Source organism: Catenulispora rubra (assembly GCF_015356825.1).
Classification (GTDB): Bacteria; Actinomycetota; Actinomycetes; order Streptomycetales; family Catenulisporaceae; genus Catenulispora; species Catenulispora rubra.
On record NZ_JAACYW010000328.1, the window covers coordinates 1 to 12,315 of the forward strand.

The 12,315-nt window shown below is 68.9% G+C and carries 6 protein-coding genes; 2 read left to right on the forward strand and 4 right to left on the reverse strand.

Annotated features, from left to right (window positions below; all coding sequences use genetic code 11):
- Window positions 1-9: 9 nt before the first annotated feature.
- From GWK61_RS46870 to GWK61_RS46880, 3 genes are all read right to left on the reverse strand, one after another.
- Window positions 10-1,431 (reverse strand): NYN domain-containing protein, encoded by a 1,422-nt coding sequence (locus GWK61_RS46870; protein WP_194919468.1) that lies wholly within the window; start codon window positions 1,429-1,431, stop codon window positions 10-12.
- 152 nt (window positions 1,432-1,583) lie between these two features.
- Window positions 1,584-3,392 carry a ricin-type beta-trefoil lectin domain protein gene (locus GWK61_RS46875; protein WP_194919471.1) on the reverse strand — a complete coding sequence of 603 codons (1,809 nt, stop codon included), beginning with the start codon at window positions 3,390-3,392 and terminating at the stop codon, window positions 1,584-1,586.
- 214 nt (window positions 3,393-3,606) lie between these two features.
- Entirely contained in the window at window positions 3,607-4,185 is a 579-nt protein-coding gene (locus GWK61_RS46880) for a DUF6817 domain-containing protein (RefSeq protein ID WP_194919473.1), read from the reverse strand.
- 648 nt (window positions 4,186-4,833) lie between these two features.
- Between GWK61_RS46880 and GWK61_RS46885 the strand changes: the two genes are divergently transcribed.
- Window positions 4,834-5,919 (forward strand): sugar ABC transporter substrate-binding protein, encoded by a 1,086-nt coding sequence (locus GWK61_RS46885; RefSeq protein WP_194919475.1) that lies wholly within the window; start codon window positions 4,834-4,836, stop codon window positions 5,917-5,919.
- A 128-nt stretch (window positions 5,920-6,047) separates the two neighbouring features.
- Here the strand turns inward: GWK61_RS46885 and GWK61_RS46890 are convergent, their stop codons facing one another.
- Window positions 6,048-10,631, reverse strand: coding sequence for a glycoside hydrolase family 3 C-terminal domain-containing protein (locus tag GWK61_RS46890; RefSeq protein WP_194919477.1), 4,584 nt, complete (start codon window positions 10,629-10,631; stop codon window positions 6,048-6,050).
- A gap of 141 nt (window positions 10,632-10,772) precedes the next feature.
- On the opposite strand from GWK61_RS46890, the gene GWK61_RS46895 reads away from it, so the two are divergent.
- On the forward strand, window positions 10,773-12,002 hold the full coding sequence (locus GWK61_RS46895; RefSeq protein WP_194919479.1) for an ROK family transcriptional regulator: 1,230 nt from the start codon (window positions 10,773-10,775) through the stop codon (window positions 12,000-12,002).
- Window positions 12,003-12,315 lie beyond the last annotated feature (313 nt).

The window sequence follows — 12,315 nt, forward strand, 5'->3', positions numbered from 1 at the left end:
CCCCCACCCCTACTCCCGCTCCTCAACCAACCACCGATCAAGCAACGCCAAATTCTCATCCGTCCCCGGAATCCCCATCTGCACGCACCGAGCCAACGCACTGTCCCGACTCGCATTCGCCAGATCACCCGCCGACGACCCCTGCGGCCCACCACGCCAGTACCCCGACAGCTCGTACCCGCGCAGCACGAACTTCACCTGGCTCACCGTCACCGGGATCCCCGCCTCGTAGCACCGCTGCGCGACCGCTCCAGCCACGGACTCCACCACGTACGGCTGCCCCGCCGCCAGCAGGTCCCTGACCTCCGCATGGATCTGCTCGAACAGCCCGCGATACGTCGCCGGTGCCAGCTTCGGCATGCCAGTAGTCGAATGCACCGCAGTGATGAACGCGGCCAGATCCGGATCCAGCCCCTCGGTGGCATCCGGCGTCGGCACCGGCCGGCTGTGCCGTGTGGGGTCCAACACGTACCCAGGCGTCGCGAAGTCCACCACGAGCGGCTGCTCGTCCAGCGTCAGCGTCAACGACCCCAGCACGTCTCCGAACGCCCCGTACCCGAACCACTGCCCCCCAACGGTCTGGCCGCGGCCGAACTTCTTCATCAGCTGGCTGGCGATACTCGCGTGCGACACCGCCTTCGGCGACTTCCGCACCAGGTCCTCGATGAACTCCTCGATGCCCTCCGGCAGCCCGCTGGACTGCGAGAGCTGCGACAGCCCGCCGTCGGCGGCGGCTCCCACCGTGTTCGCCGAGCGCTGCAACAACAACAGCTGCCGGGTGAACTCCTCGTCCGAGACGACCAGATCGCAAGCCGCACGATAGGCATGCGCGACCGGACTGCTGGACACGCTCACCGTCCGCCGATCATGGCTCCGCAGCCGCAGCATCACCGCCGTGAAGTCAGCATCCGCGCTCATGACGATCACCTCGTCATAACGAACCGGATGCGCAAGAATGTCCAGAATATCCATCACCATATGGATGTCCGCACTGCTCTTCCCATGCTGCGTCAGCGAAGGACAGTCCACGACCCGGAACCCGGCGCGCGTGAAGAACGCCCGGAACCCCTTGGTGTCCTGAACCGGGTTCAAGTAGCAGTTACGAGTAAGCAACAACCGCCGGGCGGTACCTGAACCTTGCGAACCAGAACCTTGCGTCCCTGAACCGTGCGCATCGGCCTCAAGCCCCTCCGTGCCGCCCTCCCCGCCGGCACCCGGGGCCACCGGCGCCACCTGGGCCACCGGGGCCACCTGGCCAACCGGAGCCACCTCAGGAACCCGACTCAACCAACCCAACCAAGCCTCCGGCGACCGGCTGAACACCTCGGCCGCACGCGGACTGGAGTCCCGCAGCCCGATGAACACGTTGTCGAAGTCGACGAACAACGCCGACCGCAGAACCTTGCCGTTCGCTTCCCCACCACTCAGCACGCTTCCCCCTCAGCCGGAATCCCCATCAGGATTCTGACGGACTCACGACCCCGCCGGGAACAGGGGAAGCGGGTGCGCTACCCCCTATTCGGGAAAGCGCACCCACCCCAATGGGGCTACCCCTGGCTGACTACCATGACCGCCAGGCTCTACTACTTCGCGTTCAACGCAGTGTCATCGAGCACGAAGCTGGTCGTACCCCCGTTCTTGTCGGTCTCGGTCCCGGTGAACCGCAGCGTGACACTCTGCCCCGCGTACGCCGACACGTCGCTGCTGTGCTGCGTGTAACCGCTCGCCTGATCCAAGTTGCTGAAGCTCGCGAGCGTAGCGAGCACAGCACCCGACGAGTTCAGCACCTGCACGCTGAAGGTGTCCGGCTTAGCACTCGACGTGTTCTCCGACGTGTCGACATGCAGCCAGTACGACAGCGTCGCGCTGCAACCGGACGGGATCGTCACCTTCTGCGAAACGGTGTCCGTGTCGCTGCTGCCGTTCCCGTTGAGCCACGCCTCCCAGGACCCCGAGTGCGGAGGCTCACCGCTCGTGCTGTTGGTGATCGGGTTGAACCCCAGCGTGGAGCTGCCGGTCCAGCCGCTGCCGGTCCCGCTCTCGAAGCCGGGGTTCACCAGCAACTGCGCCGCCGTGCAACCGCCACCCGAGGACGAGGTCACCGTCAGCGTGTACGTAGCAGTGTGCGTGCCGGACGCAGCCGTGCCGGTGACGGTGATCGGGTACGTCCCGGCAGCCGTCGTGGAACTCGTCGCCACGCTCAGCGTCGAGCTGCCGCCGGAGGTGACCGACGCCGGGCTGAAGCTGACCGTGGAGCCGGCTGGACCGCCGCTGGCGCTCAGCGCGACCGACTCGGCGCTGCCGGAGGTGACCGCGGTGGAGACCGTCGCGGTCGCGGTGCCGCCAGCGGCGACGGAGGCCGACGACGGCGCGGCCGAGACCGAGAAGTCGTTCGAGCCCGTCTGCGCCGGGACGAACGTCCACGTCTTCGTGGAACTGGAGCTGCTACCAGCCTTGACCTTGCCCGAGGAGTCGTTGATGTACTTCTTGCCGGACTGGATGTCGGTGAACGTCAGATCGGTGTTGTACGACCACTGCTGGCTCGGCCCCGCCGTACAAGACTTCATCGAGATCTGCGATGTCGAGTAGTCCGCGCAGAGGTTGTTGATCTGCAGGAACGTGCCGTCGAACGTGAACTGCTGGCCGGCCGCCGAGCTATCGCACGCCGAGGTCACCAGCAGCACACCCGCCGACGAGCTGTCATTCGGATCGGTCATGCACTTGCCGGTCGAGACGTTCTTGTACTGCCCGACCGTGATCGTCGGCTTCGCCCCGCCGTAGCACGCGCCGGTGCCGGTGTTGAAGATCGGCTCGGAGGTCACCGTCTCGTTCGACGGCGGGTTGACGATCACCGGCTCCATGGACGGCGTGCCGTCGGAGTTGTAGTTGGTCAGCGCGTCCTCGCACTCGATGGCGTTGAACGCGTTGCCGCCCTGCCCGCCGAGCCACAGGTCGAGGTGCCGCAGGTTGGGGCCGCCGTTGGGGCCGCGGCCGGTCCAGTCCGCGCTGCACTCCTGGCAGCTGTCCTCCATGATGAAGTACTTGCCGACGCGCGGGACGAAGACGATCGTGCCCGGCGGCTGCTCGCTGGAGTCGGTGGCGAAGGTGATCGGGTCGGAGTAGGTGCCGGTCCCGCCGGCGGTCTGGTGGATCTGCGGGTAGGAGATGACGCCGCCCGGAGGCGTGTTGTCCCACCAGCCGTAGAAGGTGAGGAACGTCTGCTGGGTGGCGCCCGATGCCGCCGCCCGGACCGGGGCGGCCGCCTGAGCCTGGGCCGCCGCCTGAACGTGGGCGGCCGCCTGGGCCGGCGCGGCGATCAGGCCGAGGGCCGCGCCGATGCCCAGACAGAGGGCTGCGAGCGCCGTGAGCAGGCGCCGTGGGGGTGTCTTCATTGCTGGTTCCCCTTTCGTCGGAAGGGCTGTGGGGACGCGGCCGCGATGAGGCGAGAAGGTGGCCGCGGTGGAGCGTGGCGGTGGCGCTTAGCGACGTGACCAGCGGTGATACCGGCGCGCCTTTTTCGTTAGTAACCTTTCCTAACCAGAAAGGAGAGTAAGCAGCATCCTGCGGAGCGTCAAGACGCAGACGTCACCGCTTATCGCGAGCGCTCTACAACGCGGCGCCGCCTCCGAGTTCGCGCCGGACGGCGTCCCAGGCGGCGGCCGAAAGCAGGCTGCTGACGGGCTCCAGGAGCCGGTACATCGCGGAGCCGTAGCGGGCGGCGAGATCGGCGTTGTGCTCGAAGACGTCGAGTTCGTTCGCTGCGGTGATCTCCAGGAAGGCGCGGAGATCCTCGGCGACCGGCTGAAGGTCGGCTTCCGCAAAACGGTCACGGAACGCCGGACGCTCGCCGGCGCGCAGCCGCGGGTAGGTGACCGCGCGGTCGCAACTGGCGTAGAGGTGGACCAGGGCCTCGGGGCGTTCGCCGATCAGGTCGACGAGGACGCGGCGGTCGGCCAGATTAAGCAGAGATGGCGCGAAGCCGTCGGTGCCATACGTCGCGTGACATAGGCCCGCCGTCTGGACCTCAGGCGGCGCACCCCAGTCCGCGAGGCGGCGGCTGACCCGGTTCAGGTGTTGCAGGAGGGTGCCGCCCGGGTGCGGCATGTCCGCGGCGCCGTGCGCGCGCAGGAACTCATCAATGGCCGGACGGTTGTCGGATGCGGGTTCGTTCAGAATCTCGCTCACGTCACGCGTTCTACTCGCGGGTACAACCGAACGCAACCGAATGCCACCGAGATTGTTAAGGCACGCACCAAATTCAGGGTGGCTCGCGCCTGTAAGTCTCGCAGCACACCACTACAGCCCGACAGCATCATCAACCAGTTCATCACGCCCGGTGCACCGACAATCCGCGAACAAGGCGTTGGCCTGCTTACGCACTGTCATGCATTCGACAACCACCCCCGACGCCGGTCCGCACCTGTCCGTCCCCGCCAGAATCCCGCCGCGCAAAGCGACATCACAGGTACTCAGCGTACGAATCCGGCACGCGGCCCGGCCCGCACGCCCCGCACCCGTCCGAGCACAAACCGCACTGAAACGTCGCGCCCCAGGTCATCCAACCGCCGAATCCCACGTTTCCGAATCGTTACGGCCGGGTGGCGAGATTTGAACCGCACACCCCTGGCGCGCACCGCGCCGTGCCCCATACTTTTTCAATCCTCCAAAAGAGCAATTCGTTGGCCGCCCTGACAAAGACGCGTGAGGGCTGTCCCGCGTCAACGCCTGTCCGCACCGCCACCTGCCGCCAGGATGCCGCGCGAGAACCGCGGATCCGCCACGGAAGAAACAGACGATGGTGTGCGCCTTCGGCACCCTTTAAGGAAAGCAACGATGAGAAGCCTGATCATCCGGACCATGACGGCCGGCACCGTCGCGGCACTCGCTCTGGGGGCTTGCAGCAGTAACTCCTCTGACGGATCGGCGAAGGGGCGCTCGCCCTACGTCGGAGTGATCCTTCCCGACACCAAGTCCTCCTCGCGCTGGGAGACGCAGGACCGGCCCGCCCTCACGGCCGCGTTCAAGGCCAAGGGCGTGCGCTACGACATCCAGAACGCGCAGGGCGACAAGACCCAGTTCCAGGCGATCGCCGACCGGATGCTCAAAGAGGGCGTCAACGTGCTGGTCGTCGTCGACCTGGACGCCGCCTCCGGCTCGGCCGTGCTGGCGCAGGCCCGGGCGCAGGGCGTGGCCACCGTCGACTACGACCGCCTCACGCTCGGCGGCGGCGCCGACTACTACGTCAGCTTCGACAACGTCGACGTCGGCGAGCAGCAGGGCCAGGGCCTCACGCAGTGCCTGGCCGGCGTGGTCAAGCCGGTCGTGGCCGAGGTGAACGGCGCCCCGACGGACAACAACGCGACGCTGTTCGCGCAGGGCTACAACTCCATCCTCACCCCGCGCTACGCCGACGGCAGCTACCTCAAGGGCCCGAACGAGTCCATCGCCGGCTGGGACAACACCCTCGCGGGCAAGACCTTCTCGCAGATGCTCGCCACGACCCCGAACATCAGCGGCGTCCTGGTCGCCAACGACGGCATGGCCCAGGCGGTCATCGCGGTCCTGAAGGCGCACCACCTCAACGGCAAGATCCCGGTCACCGGCCAGGACGCGACCGTCGCCGGCCTGCAGTCGGTGCTGAGCGGCGACCAGTGCATGACGGTGTTCAAGGACCCCGCGAAGGAAGCGGCGGCCGGCGCGGAGCTGGCCATCGACCTGGCCACCGGCGCCCCGGCGAACACGGCCACCGCGATGGTCCCCGACACCGTCACCGGCAAGCTCGTCAAGTCCGTGATGCTGACGCCGGAGGCCATCGTCAAGGCCAACGTGAACGACGTGATCGACTCTGGCGCGGCCACCAAGGCCGAGGTGTGCACGCCGCAGTTCGCGGCGGAGTGCGCGGCGGTCGGGGTCCACTGACGGCCTTCCTCTGAGGAGCTCGCCGCACGCGAGAACATGAAGGGTCCTGGTGCACGACCGCGCACCAGGACCCTTCAGGCACCTCTAGGCCAGGTCAGCCAGGTCAGCCAGGTCAGCCGGTCAGCCCGTCAGCCGATCGCCGCCGCGAACACGTGCAGCGGCGAGGACGACCCGCCCGGCAGCGTCACCGACTGCACCGTCTTGCCGGCCTGGAGCGCCACACTGTCGTAGAAGATGGAGGCCTTCCACGGCGACTTGCCGCCGGAGGTGTTCCCGTACGCCGAGGTCACCGCGACCTGGGAACCCGGGAACGGCGAGGTCGAGGCCCAGTCCCCGAACCCGAGCGTGAACTGCTGCGTGCTCCCGTCGGTGTAGGTGATCGTCGCGGTGCCCGAGGACTGCCCGTTGGCCGCCGCGCCCAGGAACCCCAGCATCGTGCCGCTGCCGGTGACGCTGAACGAGCGCCCGTCGGCCTCGACGTTGTCCGAGGTCCCGGCCGCCGCGCCGGGCCAGGTGAAGGTGAGCCCGCCGAACGTGAACGGTGCCCCGGGGTTCAGCCCGGCCGCGGCCAGCGCCTGCGCCGAGAAGCTGTTCCCGCCGCCGTCGATGTTGCCGGGCCCGTGGTTCGCGTCGTCCGTGATGGACACGTTGTTGAACCCGGCGGTCAGCGACGGATACGCCACGGTGGTCTGCGTGCCCGAGATCCCGGCCTGCGCGCCGCCGACGCTCTCGGTCACCCCGATCACGTGCGGCCCCGGCTGCTGCAACGCCGGTACCGTCACCGACCACGTCGTCGAGACCGTGGCTCCGGCCGCGACCGTCGCGAACGTGTCCGGCGTGCTGTTGGCGGCCGTCCAGCCGGCCGGCAGCGTCAGCCCGAGCGCCACGTTGCTCAGCGCCGCCGACGACGGGTTCGCCAGCGTCGTGGTGACCGTGGCCGACCCGCCGGGTTCCAGCGCCGGCGGCGCCGTGATCGCCAGATTGTCGGACTTGATGGACATGGCGAACACGTGCATCGCCGGGATCCCGCCGTGCGGCTGCGCGCTGCCGGACGGCAGTGTGATCGACTGCACGGTCTTGCTCGGGTCGAGCGTCACCGGGAAGTAGTCGATCGTCGCCGCCCAGCCGGTCTGGTTCCCCGGCTGGTTGCCGTACGGCGCGCGGATCGCGACGTCGCCGCCGGTCGGCGGGGTGCCGTTGGCCCAGTCGCCGAAGCCGATCGTGTAGGGCTGTGTGCTGCCGTCGGTGTAGGTGATCGTTCCGCTGCCGGTACTGGCTCCCCAGGTGCTGGTCCCCAACAGGCCCAGCGTGGAGCCCGAGCCGGTGACGTCGATGGTCTGCCCGGCGGCGACCACGTTGTCGGACTGTCCGACCTGCCGGTTCGGCCAGGTGAACGTGAGCCCGTCGTGCACCAGCGGGGCACCGGGCGTCACACCGACCGAGGTCAGCGCCTGCGCCGAGAAGCTCGCGCCGGCGCCGTCGAGGTCGGCGCCGCCCCGGTTGCTGTCGTTGGTGATCGCGTCGTTGTTGAACGCGGCCGGCAGCGACGTGTACGGCACCGCCAGCTGCTGGAAGCCGGTGCTGTCGTGCTTGCCGCGGACGGTGGCGTCGGCGTTCAGCGTGTAGGTGCCGCCGGCGCCGCTCGGTACCGTCACCGACCACGTGGTGGTCACCTTCTGGCCGGCCGCGACGTGCGCGAAGGTCGACGGGCTGGTCGCCGTCGCGCTCCAGCCGGCGGGCAGGTCGAGGTTCATCGCGACGTCGCGCACCGTGCCGGACGTGCCGGACGCGGCCGAGGCGGTGTTGGTGAACGTCGTGCTGACCGTCGAGGCCTGACCGGGCTGCGCGAGCGCCGGAGTGGTGACGGACACGGCGTGGCCGACGACGATCGGCGTCGAGCCGCTGACGCCGTTGACTGTGACGGTGATGTCCGCGGCTCCGGTGCCGATCGCGGTGACCAGCCCCTTGGCATTGACGGTGGCCACGCGCGGGTCGCTGCTGTGGTAGCTCACGTGCGCCTTGGACAGGTCGGCGAAGCTGCCGTCGGCGTCCGCGGCCTCGACGATGTTGTCGGCGGTGACGCTCATGTTCCGGCCCTGCGGAACGGAGCCGACGCCGGTGGTGTCGTCGGCGATCCACGGGTTCTTGCCGGTCAGGTCGAGCGTCTGGCCGACCTGGAAGTCGACCTGGTCCGGCTGCACCGAAACGGTGCGGACGCGCTGCGTCAGCGTCCCGGCGACCGCGACGTCCACTCCGCCGCGCAGGTCGGTGGCGTCGGCTCCGACCTGGAAGGCGTAGGTGCCGTCGTAGACCACGGAGTTCATGGTGGTCGAGTTCCAGATGCCCAGATCGGGGATCTGCGCGGTGATGGTGAGCCGCTGGCTTTCCCCCGGCTTGAGGACCTTGCTCTTCTGGAAGCCGACCAGCTGTTCCTTCGGGAAGGTCTGGCCGGCGACGGTGAACTTCGGCGCGGCGTAGAGCTGCGCGACGGTGCTGCCGGCCGTGGTGCCGGTGTTCTTCACCGTGACGGTGACGCTCTGGGTGCCGTTGGCGTCCGCGCTGTGGTGCTCGGCGTGGATGCCGGAGAAGGCGAAGGTCGAGTAGCTCAGGCCGTAGCCGAACGGGTAGGTCGGGGCGCCGGTGAAGTACATGTAGGTGCGGCCCAGGCCGCCGGTGTCGGCCGGGGTGAGGCCGTAGTTCGACATCGCGGGGAGCTGCGAGTCGTCGGCGTACCAGGTGAAGTCGAGGTGCCCGTCCGGGTTCTGCGCGCCGAAGAGCACGTCGGCCAGCGCGGTACCCTGGCTCTCGCCGTTGAAGCCGCTGAACACGACCGAGGCAAAGTCCTTCTGGACGTCGTCGATCTTCACCGGGCCGCCGGACTGGATGGCCAGCACCATGTGCGAGTTGCCGACGGCCGCGACCTGGTTGATCAGCGAGTCGTAGTTGCCGGGCATGGCGATCGTGGTGCGGTCCTTGCCCTCGTCGGCGATCTTCTGGTTGGTGCCGACGAAGACGACGACCGCGTCGGCGCCCGCCACGTCGCTGAGCGTCTGCGCCGAGCAGGTCGCCGCGGTGGTGGCGTCGGTGGAGGTGCCGCAGGCGTCGAAGGTCACGGTCGCGCCGGGGTTGGCCTTCTGCACCGCGGCGGTGATGCCCTGCACAGCGCTGACCTTGAGCGTGGGATCGCTGGAGTAGTTGCCGAGGGTCACCGCGTTCGCCATGTCGCCGACGATCACGATCTTGTTCGTGGTGGCCGCGGACAGCGGGAGCAGCGGCTTGGTGGCGCCGGCCGCCGGCTGGTTCTTCAGCAGCACCAGCGAGTTGTCGGCGATCTTGGTCGCCAGCGCCTGGTGCGCCGGGCTCTGGATCTGCTCCTTGGTGATGGCCGTGTAAGGGTTAGAACCTGCGGGGTCGAACTCGCCGGTCCTCATGCGCACGGTGAAGACCTTGACCAGGGCGTTGTCGATGACGCCCTCGCTGAGCACCCCGGCGTTGATCGCGGCCGTCATGGCGGCGTAGGTGTTCTCGCCGCCGGCGCAGTTCAGGTCGGTGCCGGCGCGCAGGGCGTAGGCCTGGCCGCCGGCCTGGGCCGGCACGGTGGTGCCGGTGGCGGTGTTGGTCCAGGTGCCAGTGGAGCTCTTGCCGTCGGTGGTCCAGCCGGGCGGTGCCCAGTTGTGGCCGCTCGGGAAGGTCTGGTAGGCGGTGCCGATGGCGCCGCAGTCAGATGTGACGTAGCCGTTGAAGCCGTACTGGCGCTGCGCGAGCTGGTTCGCGGTGTAGGTGTCGGCGACCGACGGCGTCCCGTTGATGGCGTTGTACGACGTCATCAGGCCCGAGACATGCGCGTTCTCAATCAAGGACGCGAACTGCTTGGTGTAGTAGTCGTGCAGGTCGGTGTCGCTGACGTTGGAGGAGACGCCGGTGCGGTCCTGCTCGACGTTGTTCAGCGCGTAGTGCTTCGCGGTGGCCGCGACCTTGAGGTAGCCGGTCTCGGACTTGCCGCTCGGGGTGTTGCCCTCGTAGCCGTTGACGAAGGCGCCGGCCATCTGCGAGACCAGGTACGGGTCCTCGCCGAAGGCCTCGTCGGTCCGGCCCCAGCGGGGGTCGCGGTCCATGTTCACGGTCGGGGCCCAGAACGTCAGGCTGCCGTAGTCGCTCGCCGAGGGGCCGAGATTGTTCTGGTTCACGCCGAACAGCGACTTGTCCAGGAAGCCGCGGGCCTCGTCGGAGATCGCGGTGGTCTCCTGGTAGATCAGGCTCGGGTCCCAGGACATGGTGCTGGCGAAGTTGGTCGGGAAGCTGGTCGAGCGGACGGCGCCGCCGTTGCCGTTGTTGTTCTGGTTGGCTCCCAGGGTGTTGACGCCGTGCTGGCCCTCGCTCCAGTACGTGTACTGCTGCACGCCCAGGCGCGGGATCGCCGGGCCGCTGTTGGTGCTCAGCTGCGCGACCTTCTCCGGGAGCGTCATGCGGGAGACGAGGTCTGCGGCGCGCGCCTCGGCGCTGTAATGGGTGTTGAGGTAGATCGGGAGCTGGGTTCTGCTGTTCGCGGCGTCCCCTGTGTTCGCTGCGTTCGCTGTGTTGCCTGCGGTCGTGGCTCCGGCGGACGAGGCCGGCGCCGCGGTCACCGCGATGCCCAGCCCGACGGCGAGGGCGACGGTCGCTTGGGCCGTCCTGCGCAGTCTGGGCCGTTTGGTGCGTCTGTGCTGTTCCATTGCGCCTCCGTACTGGATGCCTGCTGGAGCACTAGCCGCCCCTCACATTCAGCCGACTATGCGCGAAAGTCAAGAACTCTGAAACAACTTCCGCGCCAGTTTTGACTAGGACGAGATTTACTCCGTTGCTATGGTTCAGGCGTGCACCCGACTGCCACCGATGCGGAGACCGCGGCCCAGACCCCGATCAACCTGCACAATCTGGGGCGGGTCAGGGTGCTGCAGGCGCTCGCCGACCACCCCCGGCTCTCCCGCGCCGAGCTCGTGCGGCGCACCGGGCTGGCGCGCGCCACCGTGGCTTCGGTGGTCTTCGACCTGATCGCCGCCGGGGCGCTGCGCGAGACCGCGGAGGCGGCGCCCTCGGCCCAGCGCACCGGCCGCCCACCCCAGCTGGTGTCGCTGGAACCGGACGCCGCCTACGCGGTGGGACTGGACGTCGGCCACGATCACGTGCGCGCCATTCTGACCGATGTCGTCGGAACAGCCCGCTGGGACCGCTCCGAGGCGATCGCCGTCGACGACGACCCCGAGCGCGCCCTGGACACCGCGGTCCGCCTGATCGCCGCGGCCATCGACGACACCGGCATCCCCCCACAGAAGATCCTCGGCCTGGGCCTGGGCATCGCCTGCCCCGTCGACAAGACCACCGGCGGCCTCCAGGCCGAAGGCATCATGCCCGGCTGGGTCGGCACCCACCCCGCCGACGAACTCGCGGCGCGCACAGGCCTGCCCACCCAGATCATCAACGACGCCAACGCCGGCGTCCTCGCCGAACGCCGCTTCGGCGCCGCCCGCACCTGCACGAACGTGGTCTACGTCCGCCTCGCAGCCGGCATCGGCGCCGGCATGATGAGCGACGGCCGCATGCTCCTCGGCCACCTGGGCCTAGCCGGCGAACTCGGCCACGTGACAGTCGAGCCCAACGGCGCCCTCTGCCGCTGCGGCAGCCGCGGCTGCCTGGAAACCGTCGCCAGCCCCACCGCCATCGCCGCCCTCCTGTCCCGCAGCTGGAACCAACCGATCACCAGCGCCGACCTCCCAGACCTCCTACGCCGAGCCGACCGCGGCACCCTGCGCGCAGTCGAAGACGCGGGCGAGGCGGTCGGGCGCGCGCTGTCGGCCGCCGTCTCGCTGCTGAACCCGCAGCTGGTCGTGATCGGCGGCGACCTGGCCGAAGCCGGCGACGCCCTGCTCGAACCGATCCGCCGCACACTGCGACGCGGCACCATGGGCTCCCTGCACCAGCGGCTACGAATCGTGCCGAGCACCCTCGGCGACAGCGCCGGGGCGCTGGGGGCGGCGGCGCTGGTGTTGGAGGGGGTGCCGGAGCGGCTGGGGCTTGATCTGCCGGCTCGGTCGGACATTCGGTAGATGCCAGAGTCCTCATTTCCGGCGGCGCCGACAGATGCGCGAAAGCGGTTGCCGGGCGCTGCGCTGGCGGTTGCCCTCGGCGCGGCAGCGAGCAGGCCAGTGCGGCCCCGCTACCGGTCCCGATGAGCACCGGCGCCTTGGCGCTGCGATTGGTGACGAGTCAGCCTGACTGGCGCTGTCGTGAGGGGGTCCGAAGGACCATGCGGGGTGTTGGTTCTGGGTCCCTCGCCGCGTCAGCGGGCGCAGCCAACCTGCCCGGTTTGGCGGTGTCAAGCCGAACGGAGACCGACCACAGCAGCAGCGATGCGGCTTG